The organism is Mediterraneibacter sp. 210702-DFI.5.30, from assembly GCF_020560115.1.
GTDB classification, from domain to species: Bacteria; Bacillota; Clostridia; order Lachnospirales; family Lachnospiraceae; genus Mediterraneibacter; species Mediterraneibacter faecis.
On the sequence record NZ_JAJCME010000002.1, the window covers coordinates 277,058 to 299,956 of the forward strand.

At 43.1% G+C, this 22,899-nt stretch carries 17 protein-coding genes; 1 reads left to right on the forward strand and 16 read right to left on the reverse strand.

Annotated elements, in window-relative coordinates; genetic code table 11:
- Positions 1-22: 22 nt before the first annotated feature.
- Positions 23-1,819 (reverse strand): L-fucose isomerase, encoded by a 1,797-nt coding sequence (locus LI126_RS03325; protein WP_055160928.1) that lies wholly within the window; start codon positions 1,817-1,819, stop codon positions 23-25.
- Between the two features lie 225 nt (positions 1,820-2,044).
- Here LI126_RS03325 and LI126_RS03330 point away from each other — a divergent pair, with 225 nt between their 5' ends.
- Entirely contained in the window at positions 2,045-2,899 is an 855-nt protein-coding gene (locus LI126_RS03330) for an AraC family transcriptional regulator (RefSeq protein ID WP_020436388.1), read from the forward strand.
- Between the two features lie 102 nt (positions 2,900-3,001).
- Here LI126_RS03330 and nifJ read toward each other — a convergent pair whose 3' ends face one another.
- The 15 genes from nifJ to LI126_RS03405 all read right to left on the reverse strand — a co-directional run bounded on the left by nifJ (position 3,002) and on the right by LI126_RS03405 (position 22,841).
- The gene (gene nifJ, locus LI126_RS03335; protein WP_117497785.1) at positions 3,002-6,574 is read right to left on the reverse strand and encodes a pyruvate:ferredoxin (flavodoxin) oxidoreductase; all 3,573 of its coding nucleotides are present in this window, start codon (positions 6,572-6,574) and stop codon (positions 3,002-3,004) included.
- A gap of 279 nt (positions 6,575-6,853) precedes the next feature.
- Positions 6,854-7,807, reverse strand: coding sequence for a prolipoprotein diacylglyceryl transferase (gene lgt / locus LI126_RS03340; RefSeq protein WP_227164808.1), 954 nt, complete (start codon positions 7,805-7,807; stop codon positions 6,854-6,856).
- Positions 7,808-7,937: 130 nt separating this feature from the next.
- A complete protein-coding gene (gene ychF / locus LI126_RS03345; protein WP_020436385.1) occupies positions 7,938-9,035 on the reverse strand; it encodes a redox-regulated ATPase YchF in 1,098 nt (365 codons plus the stop codon).
- Between the two features lie 141 nt (positions 9,036-9,176).
- Positions 9,177-9,836 (reverse strand): thiamine diphosphokinase, encoded by a 660-nt coding sequence (locus LI126_RS03350; RefSeq protein WP_020436384.1) that lies wholly within the window; start codon positions 9,834-9,836, stop codon positions 9,177-9,179.
- On the reverse strand, positions 9,829-10,491 hold the full coding sequence (gene rpe, locus LI126_RS03355) for a ribulose-phosphate 3-epimerase (RefSeq protein ID WP_015528369.1): 663 nt from the start codon (positions 10,489-10,491) through the stop codon (positions 9,829-9,831). The genes LI126_RS03350 and rpe overlap by 8 nt, the downstream gene beginning before the upstream one ends.
- Positions 10,492-10,495: 4 nt before the next feature.
- A complete protein-coding gene (gene rsgA, locus LI126_RS03360; RefSeq protein WP_055146417.1) occupies positions 10,496-11,374 on the reverse strand; it encodes a ribosome small subunit-dependent GTPase A in 879 nt (292 codons plus the stop codon).
- Between the two features lie 17 nt (positions 11,375-11,391).
- Positions 11,392-13,599: a Stk1 family PASTA domain-containing Ser/Thr kinase gene (gene pknB, locus LI126_RS03365; protein WP_055158337.1), complete on the reverse strand. Its 2,208-nt coding sequence runs from the start codon at positions 13,597-13,599 to the stop codon at positions 11,392-11,394.
- Positions 13,596-14,336: a Stp1/IreP family PP2C-type Ser/Thr phosphatase gene (locus tag LI126_RS03370; RefSeq protein WP_020436380.1), complete on the reverse strand. Its 741-nt coding sequence runs from the start codon at positions 14,334-14,336 to the stop codon at positions 13,596-13,598. Before LI126_RS03370 ends, pknB begins: the two co-directional genes overlap by 4 nt.
- Before the next feature lie 5 nt (positions 14,337-14,341).
- Positions 14,342-15,382, reverse strand: a complete 1,041-nt coding sequence (gene rlmN / locus LI126_RS03375; protein WP_227164809.1) for a 23S rRNA (adenine(2503)-C(2))-methyltransferase RlmN — start codon at positions 15,380-15,382, stop codon at positions 14,342-14,344.
- Positions 15,383-15,470: 88 nt separating this feature from the next.
- Positions 15,471-16,862, reverse strand: coding sequence for a 16S rRNA (cytosine(967)-C(5))-methyltransferase RsmB (gene rsmB, locus LI126_RS03380; RefSeq protein ID WP_227164810.1), 1,392 nt, complete (start codon positions 16,860-16,862; stop codon positions 15,471-15,473).
- Between the two features lie 66 nt (positions 16,863-16,928).
- Complete coding sequence (locus LI126_RS03385) at positions 16,929-17,636, reverse strand: zinc metallopeptidase (RefSeq protein WP_015528375.1); 708 nt, start codon at positions 17,634-17,636, stop codon at positions 16,929-16,931.
- A gap of 50 nt (positions 17,637-17,686) precedes the next feature.
- Entirely contained in the window at positions 17,687-18,625 is a 939-nt protein-coding gene (gene fmt, locus LI126_RS03390) for a methionyl-tRNA formyltransferase (RefSeq protein ID WP_227164811.1), read from the reverse strand.
- A gap of 3 nt (positions 18,626-18,628) precedes the next feature.
- Positions 18,629-19,126, reverse strand: coding sequence for a peptide deformylase (def, locus tag LI126_RS03395; protein WP_015528377.1), 498 nt, complete (start codon positions 19,124-19,126; stop codon positions 18,629-18,631).
- 18 nt (positions 19,127-19,144) lie between these two features.
- Positions 19,145-21,370 carry a replication restart helicase PriA gene (gene priA, locus LI126_RS03400; RefSeq protein ID WP_227164812.1) on the reverse strand — a complete coding sequence of 742 codons (2,226 nt, stop codon included), beginning with the start codon at positions 21,368-21,370 and terminating at the stop codon, positions 19,145-19,147.
- A gap of 4 nt (positions 21,371-21,374) precedes the next feature.
- Positions 21,375-22,841, reverse strand: a complete 1,467-nt coding sequence (locus LI126_RS03405; RefSeq protein ID WP_227164813.1) for a UDP-N-acetylmuramoyl-L-alanyl-D-glutamate--2,6-diaminopimelate ligase — start codon at positions 22,839-22,841, stop codon at positions 21,375-21,377.
- Between the last annotated feature and the right edge of the window lie 58 nt (positions 22,842-22,899).

The following is a 22,899-nucleotide window of genomic DNA, read 5'->3' on the forward strand; positions in this document are numbered from 1 at the left end:
TTTCTGACAAAAGGACTCCATCTTATTTGTAAAGTGGTCCGTAGTTCTTACAAGCTCTGAAGTCAGCGCCTTCTTTATCCATTCCAAATGCATTCCATGCTGCCGGACGGTAGATATCTTTCTCCGGTACGTTGTGCATAGATACTGGAATACGAAGCATTGAACACATTGTGATCAGGTCAGCTCCGATGTGTCCATAGGAGATAGCACCGTGGTTAGCTCCCCAGTTGTTCATTACATCATAAGCTGTCTTGAATGCTCCCTCTTTACCATCACATCTTGGAGTAAACCATGTACATGGCCATGTGTAGTCTGTACGTTTCCAAAGCTTATCAGATACTTCTTCCGGAAGTTCAAGTGTCCATCCTTCTGCAATCTGAAGAACCGGTCCAAGTCCTTTTACAAGGTTAAGACGGATCATTGTAGCTGGCATCTGAGCACGTGTCTCGTAACGGCTTGAGTATCCGCCTCCACGGAAGTATCCGTTGTCAGCCATGCACCACTCTGTAGCATCCATGATTGCTTTCTGGTCTTCTTCTGTAACGTTCCACCATTCTTTCATAACGCCGTTACCATTCTCGTCTTTAGCAACACCAGATGCATCAAGACAAGCTGCTCCAGAGTTGATCAGGTGAAGGAATCCACCGTTCTCTTTAGCAACACCTTCGAGGTCATATCCTGTAGCTTTCTTAACTGCCTCTGGGCTCCAGTATGTACGAACATCAGCGAAGATCTGAGCACGTCCTGTAAGAAGTTTCATGAACATCATTCCAAGTCCGTTGAGAACGTCGTTCTCTGTAGCAAGGATGTATGGCTCACGAGCTCCGTTCCAGTCGAAAGATGTATTCAGAACTGCCTCTGCGAAGTCTCCGTTCGGATAGAAGTCTGTCCACTGTCTCTGTCCCTGGAATCCAGCTGCCAGAGCGTTATGTCCGATTGCTTCCTCTGAGAATTTCTCGTCAAGGTTCTTATTTCCGTTCATAAGGTCTTTGATGATAACTGCCATCTTAACAACGAACTCGAACTGCTCCTCTTTCTCCTCTGGAGAAGCCTGAAGCTCTTCTGGGTTCTTATCCCAACCAATCTTGCAAGTCTCTTTTGCCCATTTAAGAGCTTTCTCGAACTCAGCCTTGTCATAGATCTCTTCTGACATACGACGGATGATTTCCACCTCGTCAACAGACTCTACACGCATTCCAAGGTAAGACTCGATGAAATCAGAATCGATGATAGATCCACCGATACCCATTGTAACAGATCCAATCTGAAGGTAAGATGTTCCTCTCATGGATGCTGCTGCAACAGCTGCACGTCCGAATCTAAGAAGTTTCTCTTTAACGTCTTCCGGAATTGTTGTGTCGTCAGCTTCCTGAACGTCATGTCCGTAAATTCCGAATGCCGGAAGTCCCTTCTGTGCATGTGTAGCAAGTACAGATGCAAGGTATACAGCTCCCGGTCTCTCTGTTCCGTTGAATCCCCATACAGCTTTGATTGTCTGTGGATCCATATCCATTGTCTCAGCTCCGTAGCACCAGCAAGGTGTAACTGTAACTGTGATATCTACGCCTTCTCTTCTGAACTTATCAGCACAAGCAGCACTCTCACCTACACGTCCGATTGTTGTGTCAGCGATAACAACTTTAACCGGCTCACCATTTGAATATCTTAAGTTCTCCTCAAACAGTTTTGCTGCAGATTTTGCCATGTTCATTGTCTGCTCTTCAAGAGATCCTCTTACGTCAAGAGCTCCTCTACGTCCATCGATTGTCGGTCTGATACCAATTACTGGATAAGATCCTACTAATCTTCTTTCTGCCATAATTACATTCCTCCTTAATTGTTTGCCTTGCTCTGCTTATCTTCCTTCGCAGAACCGCTTCTTTGAGTATCATTATAGTTCTTTCCTTTCTTTTTGTCTTGTGGTATACTAGAATAAAAATATAAAGATATTCACCTTTTATACAACAAAGTACAATTTATAAACATATATTTCCACATATGTGTTTGTTTTTACACTATTTAGATTTTTAAAGGAGATTATTGCATGAAATACATCAATTACAGAGAAGAACGTAATCACGGAACCATTGATTTTCCAATTGAATTTTATCATGTTACGCCGAATCATCCACGGTATGAAATGTCTTATCACTGGCACATCGAATATGAACTTATTCGTGTTTTAAAAGGGAAATTACTTATGTCAATTGGTGAAAATGAATTCACTGCAGTAGCCGGCGACCTTATTTTTATAAAAGGAGGGCTTCTTCATGGCGGAATTCCTAAGGATTGTGTCTATGAATGCCTTGTTTTTAACCTTGAATCGCTCATGGCAGTAAATCATGCCAGCGAACGTCTGCTTAAGAAGATCGGAAGTGACACTCTGACTATCCCTTCCCTTATCAAAGCACCCGTAAAGAATTTAGAGCATATCACCTCCATGATGTTTGAACATATCAAAAAGCGTACTGAAGGGCACGAGCTTATGGTGATTGGTACTCTGTACGAATTCTTAGGCTATATTCTGGAAAATAAATTGTATGAAAACGTTCGAATCATCAGTCAAAAGGATAGCCGAAAAATAGAACATTTAAAGAAAGCTCTTGAAGTGATTGAAAACCATTATGCTGACTGTATCACACTGGAAGATCTGTCTCAGGCCGCCGGTATGAATTCAAAATATTTCTGTCGCTACTTTAAAGATATGACACACAGAACTCCTGTTGACTATCTGAATTACTATAGAATAGAACAAGCTTGTTTCAAGCTCGTTACTTCGAATGAATCAATCGCAGACATCGGACTTAGCTGTGGATTTAACGATGTAAGCTACTTTATCAAAACCTTTAAAAAATATAAAGGAATGACACCGAAGAAATATCTTCGCGCACCACTGTAATCAAAAATTATGAAACAGGTCAACCCCATCATTTTTCACGCAAAAGGAGATCCCCTTACGGAGATCTCCTCTTTTCATATCTCATTCACTCATGAAATATCCTTATTTATCTTCTTTTTCTGCAGCGTATACAGTTACCAGTTTGTTCAGGTAATCGTATCTCTCCATAGCTTCCTGCTCATTGAGAGCGAAGAGCTTGTCAGCCTTAGCCGGGTTAGCTCTCTTCAGTGCGTTGTAACGTACTTCACCATTCAGGAAGTCCTGGTATCCTTCTGCTTTCGGAGCCTTGCTGTCAAGTGAGAACTTGTCTCCCTCTGCAGCCGGGTTGTAACGGAAGTTATTCCAGTATCCACACTCTACTGCCAGCTGTTCCTCTGTCTGAGCTTTGCTCATACCCTTCTTGATACCATGGTTGATACATGGAGCATAAGCAATGATCAGTGATGGTCCCGGATAAGCCTCAGCCTCAGCGATTGCCTTAACTGTCTGGTTGAAGTCAGCACCCATAGCAATCTGAGCTACGTATACGTATCCGTATGTCATAGCCATTCCTGCAAGGTCTTTCTTCTTAGTCTCTTTTCCGCCTGCTGCGAACTGAGCTGTAGCACCAGTCTTAGTAGCCTTAGAGGACTGTCCACCTGTGTTGGAGTAAACCTCTGTATCGAATACCATAATGTTGATATCTTTCTTGCTTGCAAGAACGTGGTCAACTCCGCCGTATCCGATATCGTAAGCCCATCCGTCTCCTCCGAAGATCCACTGGGATTTCTTAGCAAGGAAATCTTTGTTCTTCAGAACTTCTGCTCTCTCTTCGCAATCGCAATCGAGTGCTTCAAGAGCTGCAACAAGTTTGTCTGTAGCTGTTCCGTTTGTAGCGCCTACTGTATATGTCTCAAGATACTCAGCTGCTGCAGCCTTAACTGCCTCATCTGTAGTCTTCTCTGCGATCTTCTCAACTTTTGCTTTCAGTCTGTCTCTGATTGTATTCTGTGCAAGCAGCATACCGTATCCGAACTCAGCGTTGTCTTCAAACAGGGAGTTGCTCCATGCAGGTCCTTTACCTTCCGGTGTTACTGTGTAAGGTGTAGACGGTGAAGAGTTACCCCAGATAGAAGAACATCCTGTTGCATTTGCAATATACATTCTATCACCAAACAGCTGTGTGATCAGCTTAGCGTATGGTGTCTCACCACATCCTGCACAAGCTCCTGAGAACTCAAGGAGTGGCTGTTTGAACTGGCTTCCCTTAACTGTTGTCTCTTTGAATTTAGCAACAACTTCTGGTTTAACCGGAATCTCTCTACCAAAGTCGAAGAATGTCTGCTCTCCTGCATTAGCTTCCATGTTAGCCATTGTAAGAGCCTTCTCAACTTCGCCTGTCTCTTTGTTCTTCTTTCCTGGGCAGACATTCACACAAGATCCACATCCTGTACAGTCGTAAGCGGATACTGTCATTGTGAACTTCATTCCCGGCATTCCGATCATATCAAGTGTCTTAAGTCCTTCTGGAGCCTGAGCAACTTCTTCCTCTGTCAGAGCTACCGGACGGATAACTGCGTGCGGACATACATATGCACAACGGTTACACTGGATACACTGATCTGGATTCCAAACCGGAATATCTACTGCGATACCACGTTTCTCATATGCAGATGTTCCTGACGGTGTAGATCCATCAACATAATCATTGAATGCAGATACAGGGAGTGTATTTCCTTCCTGAGCGTTAACTTTTGCCTGGATATTCTTAGCAAATGCAATTGCATCAGTTCTTCCGCCGTCTGCGATATGTGGTGTAGCAAGTCCTTCATCAGCTGCATCTTTCCAGCTTTCCGGAACTTCTACTTCTACGACCTGTTTTGCACCAGCATCGATTGCATCGTAGTTCATCTGAACAATCTTGTCACCTTTTCTTCCGTAAGTAGCCTTAGCAGCTGCTTTCATAAGGTCAATAGCCTCTTCTTCCGGAATGATAGCTGCAAGTTTGAAGAATGCAGACTGAAGAACTGTATTGATACGTCCGCCAAGTCCGATCTCTTTACCAATCTTGATACCATCGATTGTGTAGAATTTAATTCCGTGGTTAGCGATATAAGCTTTTACCTGTCCTGGAAGATGCTCCTCAAGTCCTTCCATATCCCATGGGCAGTTCAGAAGGAATGTTCCTCCATCAACAAGTTCCTGAACCATGTTGTATTTGTTAACATAAGACGGGTTATGACATGCAACAAAGTTAGCCTGATGGATCAGGTATGTTGATTTAATTGGCTTCTTACCAAAACGAAGGTGAGACATTGTAACACCACCGGACTTCTTAGAGTCATAATCAAAGTAAGCCTGTGCATACATGTCTGTGTTATCACCAATGATCTTGATGGAGTTCTTGTTTGCTCCAACAGTACCATCTGCTCCAAGTCCCCAGAACTTACAGTTGATTGTTCCTTCTGGTGTTGTAACAAGTGGCTTACCAGCATCAAGTGAAAGGTGTGTAACATCATCTTCAATACCGATTGTGAATTTAGCTTTCTCATCGTTGTGGTATACAGCAACGATCTGAGCAGGTGTTGTATCTTTAGAACCAAGTCCATAACGTCCTGTGTAAACCGGAACTGCATCGAACTTAGATCCTTTAAGTGCTGCAACAACATCCAGGTACAGTGGCTCGCCAAGTGCTCCTGGCTCTTTTGTTCTGTCAAGAACAGAAATCTTCTTAACTGTATCCGGGATAGCGTCGATCAGAGCTTCTGCGCTGAATGGTCTGTAAAGACGAACTTTAACAACTCCGACTTTCTCTCCTGCAGCTGTCAGGTAATCGATTGTCTCCTCGATTGTATCACATACAGATCCCATAGCTACGATCACGTGCTCTGCATCTGCTGCTCCATAGTAGTTGAACAGTTTGTAGTCTGTTCCGATCTTCTCATTAACCTTATCCATGTACTTCTGAACGATTCCCGGAAGTGCATCATAGAATGGGTTACAAGCCTCTCTTGCCTGGAAGAAGATATCCGGGTTCTGAGCTGAACCTCTCTGGCATGGGTGGTTCGGGTTAAGTGCATGTGCACGGAACTCGTCGATTGCTTCCATGCTTACCATGTCTTTCAGATCTTCATAATCCCATGTCTCAATTTTCTGAATCTCGTGTGATGTTCTGAATCCATCAAAGAAGTTGATGAATGGAATCTTTCCTTCAAGTGCTGCACAATGAGCAACCGGAGTAAGGTCCATTACTTCCTGTACGCTGGATTCACAGAGCATAGCTGCTCCTGTCTGACGACATGCATAAACGTCAGAATGATCTCCAAAAATTGACAGTGCGTGGCTTGCAAGTGCACGGGCAGATACGTTGAATACTCCCGGAAGCTGCTCACCAGCAACCTTATATAAGTTAGGAATCATAAGAAGGAGTCCCTGAGAAGCAGTAAATGTTGTTGTAAGAGCACCTGCTGCTAATGATCCGTGAACAGCACCTGCTGCTCCGGCCTCGGACTGCATCTCTGTAACCTGTACAGTCTGTCCGAAAATGTTCTCCCTTCCTTCAGTAGCCCACTCATCGATATGCTCCGGCATAACGGATGAAGGCGTAATCGGGTAGATAGCTGCTACTTCTGTATATGCATAAGAAACGTGAGCTGCTGCCTGATTACCGTCCATGGTCTTCATTTTTCTTGCCATTTTTATTCCTCCTTAGGTGTTACATAGGTTTACACTGAGTTAAGTATAATTAATTCACATGTAATTTCATTATATCTCCAAAAGTCACAAAAGTCTAGAGTTATAAATATCCTCTTTTGTATATTTTCGTGTACAGCGCAGTGTTTTGAGAATAGTTATCAGTGCTGTTATTGGGGATTATTAACTAAAACAGGCAGAAATGTAAAAAGCCAGAAGAGTACTTTCTGTTGAACATTAACTCTTCTGGCTTATGAATCACTATACTTTTTTCTTATCATTCTATCTGTTTTTAAACAACCGGTCATCCCACTTCGGTGGTTTTTTCCCTTTGATCTTTGTTGGCACCGGCTCATACTGATCCACTTTTTTCTTCTCATTTCTTTTTCTGCAATGTCTTCTGCAATAGATCAGCATAATTCCTGTCACAATCACCAGGCAACCTGCCAGAAGTTCTGACACCGGAAATCCGATTCCCGGAAGAACAAGCTGATCCGTTCTAAGCCGCTCAATCCATACACGTCCTGCCCCATATCCAAACAGGTACATGAGAAAAAGTTCACCTTCATATTTCTTATGCTTCCTATACAAAAACAATATGATAAAAAGTCCGGCACACCATAATGACTCGTATAAAAATGTCGGATGTACCTGAATATAACTGACTCCGTCAATTCTCTGCATGTTCTCGCGCATAAGTTCTGTGATATCTCCCGGCCTTACTGCATCAACCGGAAGCCTCATCGCAAACAGACAATCCGTATATTCTCCAAATGCTTCCCTGTTAAAGAAATTCCCCCAACGTCCAAGCATCTGACCATTCAGAAGTGCCAGTGCAATTGTATCCAAAATCTGAAATGGTGATTTTTTCTTAACAGCAGCCATCACAAAAACTGCGATCACTGCTCCGATCACGCCGCCATAAATTGCCAGACCACCTTCTCTGAGATTAAAGATAGACAAAAGATTATCTTTATATAAATCCCAGGAGAAAATCACGTAATAGATTCTTGCACCCGCAATTCCTGCGATCACTCCGACAATTCCCATATCCAGATAGTCTTCCGGATTTTGTCCTGTTCTTTTTGCTTCCGCTGTGGCAATCAGAAATCCAATCAAAATTGCTGCACCGATGATCATGCCGTAGTAAGCAATGGAAAAACCAAAGATGCTGATGCTTTTTCCTACATGATCCAGATAAATCCCTAAATTCGGAAAGCTGATATTGTAATGCATATTATGTTATTTCCTTTCATATCCACAGAAATCAGGAACAAATCTAGTTGTCCCTGATTCCTGTTTTTACTGCTTTTCCAATTAGAAAGCAATGAATCTAACCGGTTTTTAAGCATATTCCCTATATCTGTTAAACGTTAAATCTGAACAGCATGATATCTCCGTCCTGAACGACATAGTCTTTTCCTTCCAGACGAACTAATCCTTTTTCTTTCGCTGCCGCATGAGTTCCACATGCCATCAGATCATCATAACTTACTACTTCCGCACGGATAAATCCACGTTCAAAGTCTGTATGGATCTTACCAGCTGCCTGTGGTGCCTTTGTTCCTTTCTTGATTGTCCATGCACGAACTTCCGGCTCACCTGCTGTCAAATAACTGATCAGTCCAAGAAGATGATAACTTGCCTTAATCAACTTCTCAAGTCCGGATTCTTCCAATCCAAGATCTTCAAGAAACATTGATTTTTCATCGTCATCTAACTGAGAAATCTCTTCTTCAATCTCTGCGCATACTACGAACACTTCGCAGTCTTCCGCTTTTGCATACTCACGGACTGCCTGAACCCCTGCGTTGTTCACACCATCATCCGCAAGATCATCCTCAGATACATTTGCTGCAAAGATTACCGGTTTTGCTGTCAGAAGATTATACTCTGCAAGCCATGCCTGCTCATCCTCATCCTCTGTCACAAAACTCTTCGCCATCTTATTCTCTTCCAGATGCGCTTTCAGACGGTTCTGAAGATCCAGCTCTTTCGCCGCCATCTTATCGTTTCTTGAAAGCTTCACTGTCTTGGAGATTCTTCTTTCAAGAACCTCAAGATCTGAGAAGATCAGCTCAAGGTTGATTGTCTCAATGTCACGCAGCGGATCAATGCTTCCGTCTACGTGGACAATATTAGTATTCTCAAAGCATCTTACTACATGAACGATTGCATCAACCTCACGGATGTTGGCAAGGAACTGGTTTCCAAGTCCTTCTCCTTTGGATGCTCCCTTCACAAGTCCTGCAATATCAACAAACTCGATTGCTGCCGGAATGATCTTCTTTGTATGATACATCTCTCCAAGCACATCCAGTCTCTTATCCGGAACTGTTACGACACCGACATTTGGGTCAATTGTACAGAATGGATAGTTTGCAGATTCTGCACCGGCCTTTGTCAGTGAATTGAACAGTGTACTTTTTCCTACGTTCGGTAATCCCACAATACCAAGTTTCATTTTCTCTATTTCCTCCTTAAAACCTTGATTTCTAAAGCTAAATCCACAAGGTCTATTTCTCTTATTTTCTGTTATGTGACTCTTTCACAAAAAGAAGCCCCAAAATAGCATCTAATATTATACTATAATGGGGCTTGAATTTCAATCTCTCGTCTCCATCAAAATCACTTTTCCAAACACGAAAGAGATCTTCACTTCATCTTCACCTTCTGCAAACTCATTACTCACACACAAGCTGTCTCCTGATGAGAGCAAATGATTCTGCAATGGATATTTTGCACCGCTGATACAGAAATCCTCAACCGGAAGTTGCATCGGAAATACTGAAAAATACTTTCCAAAAGCTTCTTCTCTGCGAATTGCGATTCCATGATCAAGCAGACGAATTCTATTATGACTGTCTAAGATCATCGCCTGAGATCCTGCTTCAAGTGCAATATTCAGGCACTGAACATTAGCCCAGAAATGATCCAGACGATTTCCTGTTCCTCCAAGAATCCAGATTTCTTTTCTTCTGAGTCCAAGACACATACGAAGTGCAATCTCCGTATCAGACGCATCCTTTACCGGATTGAACTCCCGGATCGGTACACTTGCTTCTTTTCTATAATAATCGATTACTTCTTCCGGTACACTGTCAAAATCTCCTACAATGTAATCCGGCTTGATCTTATGTTCATAAAGAAATGCGAGTCCTTTATCTACTCCGATAATAAATTCTGTCTCTTCTGCCTCAAGAATCGGAAGGACAAAATCTTCTTCCAGCATTCCCCCGCTCACAATAACTGTTCTCTTACACATTGCCGTTTAAAATCTCCATAAACTTTGCTGTATTATCTTTGATATCACCTTTAAAAACGCCTGAACCTGAAACCATTACATTCGCTCCGGCTGCAAGTACTTCTGCCACGTTTTTATGATATATTCCACCATCTACTTCAATATCAGTTGTAAGTCCTTTTTCATTCAGAAGGTTTCTCAATTCACTGATACGCTCCAGTGATTCCGGAATAAATGCCTGTCCGCCAAATCCCGGTTCTACAGACATGATCAGAAACATCTCTGCCTGATCCAGATATGGAAGCAGTACATCAACCGGTGTCTTTGGTTTAATAGAAATTCCCACTTTCGCTCCTGCTGCATGGATTTTATCAATTGTTGCCTGCAGATCTTCACATGCTTCATAATGAACTGTAACGATATCTGCTCCTGCTTTCACGAATTCTTCCACATAACGAATCGGTTCTGTCACCATGAGATGAACATCCAGTGTCTGTGTTGTTGCTCCCTTGATCGATGCGAGAACAGGCATTCCAAAGGAAATGCTTGGAACGAACATTCCGTCCATCACATCAAAATGAATATACTCTGCGCCTGCTTCTTCTGTTAATTTCAACTGCTCTCCTAAAATCTTGAAATCTGCTGAGAGAATAGATGGTGCCAAAATATTTTTCATAAACTTAATACCTCTTTCTTTCCTTTAGTTCACGGTACATCTCCGTATAATCTTCATATCTGATCTTATGGATCTTCCCTTCTTCAACTGCCTCTTTTACAGCGCATCCGGGTTCATGAATATGGTCACAGCCATTGAACTTGCACTGTCCTTCAAACGGTGTGAATTCCGGAAAATAATATTTTAAATCTTCTTTTTCGAAATCATTGACATAAAGAGAACTGAATCCCGGAGTATCCATAATATAAGAATCTTCTCCAATCACGATCAGTTCGGAATGTCTTGTTGTATGTTTCCCACGGTCAATCTTCTTACTGATACTTCCTGTCTCCATCTTCACTTCAGACTGCAGAAGATTGATCAGGGATGATTTTCCAACACCGGAAGGACCTGCGATCGAAGTTGTCTTTCCTTTTAAAAGTGATTTTAACTCACTGATATTTTCTTCTTCCTTAGCACTTGTGAAGATTACCGGATATCCGCATCCGGTATAAACTTCTTTCAATTCTGCAATTTCAGGATGACTGGCAATATCCGTCTTATTAAAACATAATACGACAGGTATCTCTTTTCGTTCCATCATGACAAGAAAACGATCCAACAGATTATAATGTGGTTTCGGTTTTGTCACCGCAAACACAACCAGTGCCTGATCAATATTGGCTACTGCCGGACGAATCAACTCATTCTTACGCGGCAGGATCTCTGTGATATTTCCTGTCATTTCTTTTTCATCAAGTACCTCGATCACAGCATCATCACCGACCAACGGCTTGATCCCGTCTTTTCGAAAAGCACCTTTTGCTTTACATTCAAAAATTCCGGATTCTACTACATTCACGTAGTAGAATCCGGCAATCCCTTTTATTATCTTTCCCTGCATATACTTGCTCTCTGTTATCATTGATTCGTGTTCTCTTCTGTCCCGGAATCATTTCCTGAATTTCCACTATCCGGGGCTGATGGTTGAGATCCTTTGCTGACCATATACTGAACAGTTGTTCCTTTTTCTACCTGCGTACCAACGCTGACAGACTGATAGAACACCTGTCCTTCTGGATATTCATCACTATAATCTTCGCCAATATACTCCGGTGTAAGTCCTGCCTGCTTCAACAGTTTTTCCGCTGTATTCTGGTCTTTATAGGAAAGATCCGGTACTGTAACCACCGTCATCTTTGGTCCTTTACTCACCACATATCCGATTGTTGTACCTTTAGATACTTCTTTTCCGGCATCTGTATCCTGTGAAATAATAACTCCTTCTTCTACAGTATCACTGTAATCTTCAGTTGCATTTCCGGACAAACCTGCCTGTGAAAGTGCTGCTTCAGCATCCGACTGGGACTTTCCGGTAAGTTTAGGAACTGTTGCCGGCTGATTTCCCTTGCTTATTACAAGAGTAACTGTTGTTCCTTCTTTTACTTCTGCCCCTTCACTTGGACTGACTGAAACAACTTCTCCCTGTTCCACATCATCACTGTAGACCGGATCACCTTTCTTCACAACAAGATTCTTATCCTGAAGTGCTTTTTCTGCATCAGCTTCTGCCAAACCAACAACACTTGGAATCGTTGTCATCTTAGCTTCTTCACCACTGCTGATCACAACATTGACTGTTGTATGCTTCTTTACTTTCTTTCCATCAGCAGGATCCTGGCTGATAATCTTTCCTTTTGCAACAGTATCGGAAGGCGCAGTTGATTTATGGATTCCGAGATCATATTTGTTCAGTTCTTTCTGAGCTTCCTCATATGTCTTGCCTGTCACATCCGGTACTTTTACCATCTCTGAATCTGTTTGTTGTGTAGTCGTTCCTTTTCCACCTTTAAATACGCCCACTGCATTTCCTACAAGGAACATGATCAAAAGTGCGATCACAACACCGGCAACAACCATAAGAATCTTCATGATCTTCTTCGTGTCTTTATTCACTTCATTCTTCTTACGGCGATCATCATAGCGGCTTCTGCGGCGATCATCATAATCATCGTCATCATCATAACGACTTCTGCGGCGGTCGTCGTAATCATCGTCATCATCATAACGACTTCTGCGGCGGTCGTCGTAGTCATCGTCATCATCATAACGGCTTCTGCGGCGGTCATCGTAATCGTCATAGTCATCCTCGTAATCGTCGTCATAATCATCATTATAATTCTGACGATTCTTCATACGATTCAGTTCATCCTGTGACATAACAACCGTGGTCCGTCCTGTATCCTGAGATGCTGCCGGCATACGTTTTGTCACACCATCAAGAACTACAAAATCTCCATCCGGATCTACCAGTGAGTGCTTCAGATCCTGAAGCAGTTCCTCACAGCTCATATATCGTTTATTCGGCAGTTTCTGTGTACATTTCATAATAATGCACTCCAGACTGTACGGAATATCCGGTACTTCTTCTGCTGGAGACTTAATCACTTCATTCAAATGTTTCAAAGCAACCGTTACTGTCGAATCTCCGTCAAACGGAACATGCCCGGTGATCATCTCATACATCGTGATACCTGCTGAATAGATATCACTCTTCTCATCTACAATACCGCCTCTGGCCTGTTCCGGAGATGTGTAATGTACAGATCCCATCACCGTTGTTGTTACTGCCTGCGTTGCCGTTGATGTCGTAGCCCGCGCGATTCCGAAATCAGTAACCTTAACCTTTCCATCTTTGGAAATAATAATATTCTGCGGCTTAATATCCCGGTGAATGATATGGCAGTTATGCGCTGCCTGAATGCCTGTCACCATCTGAATAGAAATACTGATCGTCTCTTTTGCTGAAAGCTTTCCTTTCTTCTCGATATAATCCTTCAGCGTAATTCCTTCTACAAGCTCCATGACCATATAATAAAGACCACGATCCTGCCCTACATCATAGACATTGACTACGTTTGGATGCATCAATCCTGCTGCTGCCTGAGCTTCGCTTAAAAACTTCTTAATAAACGTCTCATCCGAACGATATGTGCTCTTCAACACCTTGATCGCAACAAAACGATTCAGCTTATGGTCCTTGCCTTTATAGACATCTGCCATTCCGCCAGAACCGATACGACCAAGTATCTCGTATCGTTTCCCTAAAAATACTCCTTCTTTAATCATACACTCACCTCATCTGCAAATGGCTCAAACAATACCACTCCGATGTTATCTGTTCCTCCATTCTCTTTTGCTGCTTCCACCAGCATCTCACCTGCCTCGACGATATCCCGGCTTCCCTGCACAATATGGAAAAGTTCTTCATCTTCCACCATATTACTTAATCCGTCTGTACACATCAGAATGATGTCTCCCCGTTTCAGACGGTGTTCATAAAAGTCCACATCCACATCAGCTTTTGCACCGATCGCTCTTGTGATAATATTCTTATCCGGATGATGCTTCGCTTCTTCCGGCTTAATTCCACCGAGACGAACCATCTCTTCTACAAGAGAATGATCCTTACTTAGCTGTTGGATTCCCTGATTGATCAGATACAGACGGCTGTCTCCCACATTGGCAAAATACAGCATCTGTTCTTTCACAGTAGCGGCAACAACCGTTGTTCCCATCCCCTTCAGATGTTCGTCACCGGATGCTTCTTTGATAATCTCACGATTGGCAGCCTTGATTGCTTTCACAAGAACACGTTCGATATCCTCACCCTCGCTCTTCGCAATCTCTTTGATCATCACTTCCACCGTACACTTGGAAGCATAATCTCCTGCCTGATGGCCACCCATACCATCCGCTACCACGAACAGGTTCTGGAGAATACCCAGTGGTTTTCCCGTCGTAAAGACGTAGTCCTGATTTACCTGTCGCACCATTCCAACATCTGTAATTGAAAATGTCTTCATACCTTCTATTCTCCTTCAGTTTCTACGTAGCGGCGCCTGAGCTGACCGCAGGCTCCGTCAATATCAGAGCCCATTTCCCTTCTTATAGTAACATTTATTCCGCTTTTTTCAAGTTTATTTTTGAAATTCAAAGCACTTTTCCGGCTTGGACGAACAAAATCACGCTCTTTTACCGGGTTGACCGGTATCAGATTGATATGACAGTTCTTATGCTTTAATAAATGAATCAGTTCCTGTGCATCTTCATCCGTATCATTCACACCATGTACAAGACTGTACTCAAAGCTCACTCTCCGGCCGGTTTCTTTGAAATATTCGTCACAGGCTGCGAGTACTTCTGTGATATCATATTTATTTGCAACCGGCATCAATTTTCTTCGTTTTTCCTGATTGGAACCGTGAAGCGAAAGTGCAAGTGTAATCTGTAAATGCTCTTTCGCCAGTTCTTTCATCTTTGGAACTATTCCACAGGTTGATACGGTGACATTTCTCTGACTGATATTCAGTCCATGCTCATCTGTAAGTAAATGAATAAACTTCAGGAAATTATCGTAATTATCCATCGGTTCTCCGGTTCCCATGATCACCACATTCGAAACCCTCTCACCACTTATCTTCTGAATCTGATAGATCTGTCCAAGCATCTCAGACGGAGAAAGATTTCTCACCAGACCTCCGATCGTTGATGCACAGAATGCACATCCCATCCTGCAACCGACCTGGGAGGAAATACAGACAGAATTTCCATGCTTATATTTCATAAGAACACTTTCGACTACATTTCCATCATGGAGACGGAACAGGAACTTGTTCGTACCATCAATCTGGGAAATCTGTCTCTCCAGCATAACAACCGGGAGAATCTCATAATTCTCTTCCAATTTTTCCCTCAAAGCCTTTGAAAGATTCGTCATCTCATCAAAATGATCTACCAGCTTCACATGCAGCCATTCATAAATCTGTTTTGCACGAAATGCTTTTTCTCCGATCGTCGCCATCTCTTTCTGTAATTCTTCATATCCATAAGCACGGATATCCTTCTTCATCTTAAAGTTTTCCTCCTGTATTTCGTTTTTTCTGTGAGTTATTCACATTATTTGCCTGTTTTTTCTATTTTTTCACATTTCCTGAAAATCATGCTTTTTTCTTTAATCTTGCAATAAAGAATCCGTCACACTCGTGAACTCCCGGGAAGAATTGGATACATCCCTTCTCTATCACATCACTTCGTAACTCCTTGCAAAGATTTTCTGTGATATCGTCCAGTTCAAATTGTGGGTATTCTTTCAAGAACCAGTGTACATTGTCCATGTTTTCTCCTGGATTTACGGTACATGTGCTGTACAGCAATGTGCCGCCATCCTTGACGATTGCCTGTGCGCAAGTCAGAATCTTTCTCTGCAAATCTGCAAGTTCTTCAAGATCTTCCGGTTGTACGCGATATTTCAGATCTGGTTTTTTGCCAAGAACGCCAAGACCTGAACATGGAAGGTCTGCAATCACAAGATCCGCTGTTTCCTTATCATACTCATCAAATACAGAAGCGTCCTTGCATACAGCACAAATATTTCCAAGTCCGGAACGGTCGATATTCTGCCAAATCAGATCTGTCTTATATTCAGTCAGATCTCTTGCTTCAACCCGTCCTGTCTTTTCTTCTGTTCCATTCTCTCTCGCCGCCACTTCATCTGCCAGCTGAAGCTTCTCTGCCACATGAAGTGATTTTCCTCCCGGTGCTGCACAGACATCAATTACATGATCGCCGGCTTTTGGATCTGCCAGTTCTCCGACAAACATAGAACTGATATCCTGTACTGCAAAGAGTCCTTCCTGAAAACTTTCCAGACCTTCCAGATAATCATAATCTGAAAGATAAAATGCATAAGGAAGATACGGATGTGCTTCTACTTTCGCTCCTTCTGCTTCCAGTTTTTCTTTCAATACTTCCGGTGTAACCTGGTTCATACAACATCGGATCGTAATCGGCTTCTCTTTCTGAAAATCTGCTGCCATCTTTTCTGTGATCTCTTCCCCATATTCTTTCTTCCATAAAGAAAGAATCCATTCCGGGAGAGAATATTTCACAGACAATCTCTGTACATCTTCTTTTGGATACTCGATCTCGTCCATCTTGCGGACAACATTTCTCAGAACTCCATTCACATATCCCCGCAGACCAGAAAATCCTTTTCGAACCGCAAGCTTTACTGCCTCACTGCACACCGCATGATCCGGTACGCTATCCATATATTTCAGCTGATAGACACTGCTACGAAGAAGATTACGGATAACCGGTTTCATTTTCTTAACCTTTGTCTTAGAAATCTGATTCAAAATATAATCAATTTCTATCATATGTTCCAGAGTACCTTCCACAACTCTGGTAATAAATGCACGCTCACGTTTCTCAAGATATTGATATTTTGACAGAACATCGCCAAGAATCTTATGACTATATGCTCCATTCTCTGTTATTTCCATCAAAATCTCAAGAACGACCTCGCGTTCATTGATCTGTTTTCCCATAAATAATCTCCTATTCTCCGCATTTTGGAGGTTGGCTCTGAACAGTTACAGCATTTTTTCTTTTTGTCAGTCATTCCTTCTTCGTCCATTTGTCAGAATCAACAAACGTAAAAGCTGTAAAATCATTGCGGCCGCACTTGCCACATATGTCATTGCTGCTGCCCGAAGTACCTTCTTCACTCCACCAACTTCGTCTTCACGGAGCATTCCTGAATTTCCAAGTACCTTCACCGCTCTTCTGGAAGCATTGATTTCCACCGGAAGTGTTATAAGATGAAATGCCACAGCTACCATAAAGAGCAGAATTCCGATATCAATAAGGAAGCTGGACATCTGGCCATTCATAAACAGGCCGATAATGATCAACGGCCAGGAAATCATGGAACCGAAATTTACGACCGGCACAAGTGCCCCACGGATTGATAAAGGTGCATACCCTTCAAAATGCTGTACTGCATGACCACACTCATGTGCCGCAACTCCGATTGCTGCTACAGAAGTTGAATTATAAACCGGATCAGAAAGTGCCAGTGTCTTGTTTCTCGGATCATAATGATCGGTCAGATTTCCCGCGATATGAGTCACCTGCACATCATAGATTCCATTTCTTCTGAGAATCTGTTCTGCCGCTTCTCGTCCTGTCATTCCTGAATAACTGCGGATCTTCGAATATTTTGCAAATGTTCCTTTCACCTGGGACGATGCGAGCAGGCTGAGAACCACACCGATCAGTACCAGTATATAAGTCCAGTCATAATAAAATCCATAATACATACTAAAACTACCTCCTGTTATCTATCTGCAGTCCCCCTCCAGAAGTCCTCTTATTCCTGTGTAAATTTAACTCCGCTTTCAATTGTGTATCCCCTTAAGAAAGCTCCTGTATCCATCCTCTTTTTCCCCGGAATCTGAAGTTCCAGAACTCGTAAGACGCCATCCCCTGTCTGAACAGTAAAGGAATCTTTCTCTACACTCAACACTGTTCCAGGCTCTGCTTTTACCGTGCCATCAGCCTCTGCTTTTGCTCTCCAGATCTTCACTACCTTTTTGTCCCAATGTGTGTAAGCACTTGGCCAGGAATTCAGGCCACGCACCAGACGTTCGATCTGTACTGCGGATGTATTCCAGTCAATATTTCCAAGCTTCTTATCGAGCATTCTGGCATATTCTGTCGGGCTTTCTCCCTGCTTCTCGAAAGTTGCCGTATGATCTTCAATAGCTTTCAGAGTCTCTACACAAAGCTTTGCTCCTGCCTCTGCCAGTTTGTCATGCAGGCTTTCTCCTGTCTCATCTTCTGTGATCGGCACTTCAACCTTCTGGATCATGTCGCCTGTATCCAGTCCTTCGTTCATCTGCATTGTTGTAACACCTGTCACTTCCTCGCCATTGATGATAGACCACTGGATTGGCGCGGCACCACGGTATTTCGGAAGTAGAGATGCGTGTACATTAATACATCCGTATGGTGTCATCTCCAGAATTTCTTTCGGAATGATCTGACCAAATGCAATGACAACCATCACATCTGCATTGTATTTTCTCAGTTCTTCTACACATTCTGGATCACGGATCTTCTTTGGCTGATAAACCGGAATTCCATGTTTCAGCGCAGCTTCTTTCACCGGAGTTGGCTGCATCTCTTTACCGCGTCCCTTTGGTTTATCTGGCTGGCTCACTACGAGACATACCTCATGTCCTGCTTCCACCAGTGCCTCCAGTGTTCCCACGGAGAAGTCCGGTGTTCCCATGAAAATTATTCTCATCAATTATTCCTCCACTTCGTATTCCATATCTTCCTCGTTGTAGGCCGGTGAATCATGCAGTTCTCCTTCTACTTTCTCTACATAAAGGTGTCCTCCCAGGTGATCGATCTCATGACAGAACGCTCTTGCAAGAAGTTCTTCTCCTTCTATCTCAAACTCCTCCATATTTTCATTAAGTGCACGTACTTTTACATAATTCGGACGAGTTACAATTCCCCATTTTCCCGGCACACTTAAGCAACCTTCTTCGCCTGTCTGCTCACCGGATGTCTCAACAATCTCAGGATTGATCAAAACGATCGGACCCTCTCCGACATCAATCACTACAATCTGTTTGAGAATACCAACCTGCGGTGCTGCAAGACCCACCCCCATCTTCTCATACATCGTATCAAGCATATCTTCAATTAAAATCTTTGTACGAAGTGTCATCTTCGTCACTGGTTTACACTGTTTTTCAAGAACATCATCGCCCATCTCTCTTACTTCTCTGATTGCCATTATTCTTTCCTCTCTTTTCTATAAATTCATCGGGTTAAAATCGAATTGGATTTTCATTTTCTGAAACCCTGAGTTAATTTCTATATATTGTTCCATCCTGTCTTTTAATACAACTAAGGTTCGGTATTCCGGCGCTTTTACGTAAATCACTCTCCGGTAAATATCTTTGATCTTATCCACTCCCGGACTTGCCGGGCCGATCACATCGAGCTGTGCCTGACCTTTGATCCGCAAAATGTATTCCTTCAGATACTTGCACGCTTTCTCTAAAAGTACCTCATCTTCACATGCTGCAAGTACTGCCATCAGGTTCTCCACCGGTGGATATCCCATCAGACTGCGGTAACGGATTTCTTTCTCATAGAATGCTTCATAATCCTGCGCTGCTGAAGCTTTGATCGCATAGTGTTCCGGATCGTAAGTCTGAATCACGACCTCACCCGGTCTGTCACCTCTTCCGGCACGGCCTGCTGCCTGTGTCAAAAGCTGAAATGTTCGCTCACCGGAACGATAATCATCTGTATAAAGTGACATATCTGCTGCCAATGCACCGACTAATGTGACCTTTGGAAAATCATGTCCCTTTACGATCATCTGTGTTCCCACAAGAATATCCGCCTCTTCATTCGCAAATGCAGATAAAATCTGCTCATGGGAATCCTTTTTCTTCGTCGTATCCATATCCATACGGAGCACTCTTGCCTGTGGAAATCTTGCCTTCACCATGTCCTCGATCTGCTGGGTTCCTGCGCGGAATTCTCCGATATAACGGGAACCGCATTCCGGACACTCCGTCACCTTCGGCTGTTCATAACCACAGTAATGGCAGACCATTTTTCCGCCTTTGTGTACCGACAAGGAGACATTACAGTGTGGGCATTTCACTACATGGCCACATTCTCTGCAGGAAATAAAACCAGAATATCCTCTGCGATTCAAAAACAGCATGATCTGCTCTTTTGCATTCAGTCTGTCTTCAATCAGTTCCTGCAACTTCTCACTCAAGATGGAACGGTTTCCATTCTTCAGTTCCTTTCGCATATCAACTGTATGCACAGTCGCCATCTGTTGCATATGAGAACGATTCTTCATCTCGTAAAGCTGATACTCACCAAGCCTTGCCCGATACATTGCCTCCATTGACGGAGTTGCACTTCCGAGCACAACGCTTGCATCTTCTACTTCTGCCCTGTGGACTGCTACTTCTCTTGCATGATAACGTGGCACCTGCTCACTCTTGTAGGTTGGTTCATGCTCTTCATCAATAACGATCAGCCCCAAATCCGGAAATGGAGTAAAAAGTGCAGAGCGTGGTCCGATCATCACATCGACCTCGCCCCTCTTTGCACGCATCATCTGATCGTAACGTTCTCCGGCAGACAGTCTTGAGTTCATGATAGAAACTCTGTCGCCGAAACAACGGTAAAACCGCATCACTGTCTGATAGGTCAGTGCGATCTCCGGAATCAGAACAATTGCCTGTTTTCCCTGGTCAACAACCGTGCGGATCATCTCCATATAGACTTCTGTCTTTCCACTTCCGGTCACTCCGTGAAGCAGATAAGTTCTCCTTGTTCCACACAGATAGTCTTGCCGGAACCCCTGGATCACATGCTGCTGTTCTTCCGTATAGATGATCTCCTGTTGTGATTTCTTTGCCTGTTTCACCGGATTACGGTATACCTGCTCTGACTCTATCTTCAACACGCCCTGCTCTTCCAATGCCCGGATCACAGGCAGTGTCACATTTAATTTTTTCGTCACCAGCTCATAATCCAGAATTGGGGCTTCCTTCAAAGCTTCCAAAAGCCTTGCTCTTGCTTTCTGATTCTTCTTCTGATAAAAAGCCAGCTTCTCCTGACTCTCTTCCTCAGTAAGCAGCAAACGGAGATGTTTCTTTACCTTCGCATTCTCCTTCTGCTTGATTGGCAGCACTGTCTTAAGCGCCTGGATCATCGTTCCGCCATACTGCTCTTTCATCCACGCCGCCAGCGCAATCAGTCTCGCTTCGATTGCCACACTGTTTCTGGAAATGTCTGTGATCTCCTTCACCTTTGACAGATCATAATTGCAAGTCTCTGATAATGAAGTCACATAACCTTTGATCTGCCGGTTTCCTTTTCCAAAAGGGATAATTACTTCCATCCCCGGATGCAGCTCGTCTTTCAGTCGTTCCGGTATTCGGTACTGAAAGATCTTATCCAGTTTTTCATGTTGTATATCTACAATAACATCTGCAAACACAATCTTATTTCTCTTTTAATTCTTCCAGAACTTCTTTGATCAGCACGCGCTCATCCATCGGATGCTTCACGCCGCAGATCTCCTGATAGTCCTCATGTCCTTTTCCTGCCAGTACAATAACATCACCTGGTTCGCCGTGTTCGATCGCATATTTGATTGCCTCTTTACGATCACAGATTTCCACATATTTTCCATCTGTCTTTGCGATTCCGGTTTTGATATCGTTAATAATATCCTGTGGTTCTTCAAATCTCGGATTATCTGATGTAATGATTGTCAGGTCTGCCAGTCTTCCGGATACCTCACCCATCTCGAATCTTCTGTCTTTAGAACGGTTTCCGCCGCATCCGAACAGACATACAAGACGCTTCGGATTATATTCCTTCAATGTTGTCAGAAGACTTTCAAGACTCATCGCATTGTGCGCATAATCGATCATCAGTGTAAAATCATCAGACACCTTGATCATCTCGATACGTCCTTTTACCTTTGCCTTCTTAAGTGCATCTTTGATCATCTCAACCGGCACCTGGAAATGGCGGCAGACTGAGATTGCAGTCAGTGAATTGTAAACACTGAACTTGCCTGGAACATCGATTTCCACATCAAAGTCCATCACGCCTGCAACATGGTATGCAACACCAAGATATCCTGGTCTGGATACCAGTTCTACATTCTCTGCGCGAAGATCTGCCTCCGGTGAAAATCCGAATGTCTCAATCTTACATGTAGACCCTTTAAATACATCTTTGAAATACTTGTCATCCACATTGGCGATTCCGAGCTTACACTGTTTGAACAAAAGCCCTTTGCATCTCTTGTAATCATCAAAATCCTTATGCTCATTCGGACCAATATGATCTCTTCCAAGATTTGTGAAAATACCGATCTCAAATGGAATTCCCGCTGTTCTGTGAAGCATCAGTCCCTGTGATGAAACTTCCATAACAACACAGTCACAGCCAGCTTCTACCATCTCTGCAAAATATTTATGGATTGTATAAGACTCCGGTGTTGTATTACATGACGGGATCTTCTTGTCTCCGATAATTGCCTCGATTGTACCGATCAATCCAACCTTGTGTCCTGTCTCTTCAAGAATAGACTTGATCATGTAAGTTGTTGTTGTCTTTCCTTTTGTTCCTGTAATACCGATGACTTTCATCTTATCTGCCGGATATCCAAAGTAAGCCGCTGACATCAGAGCCAGTGCATAACGAGTATCCTCTACCTTAATTACAGTCACATTGTCCGGCACTTCGACATCTTTCTCTACAACAACAGCTGCCGCACCTTTCGCCGCAACGTCCGCTGCATATTTATGTCCATCAGATACTGCTCCGCTGATACACACGAAAACAGATCCTTCTTCCACTTTTCTTGAATCATTGATCAGTGTTGTTACTTCCGTAGAATCACTTCCCTGTACTACTGTGTAATCCAGGCGTTCTAATAATTTATCTAATTTCATGATCTAACCCTCCTGTTCTGAACTGGTGTATTGCATCATTGACTTTCAGGCAAATAAC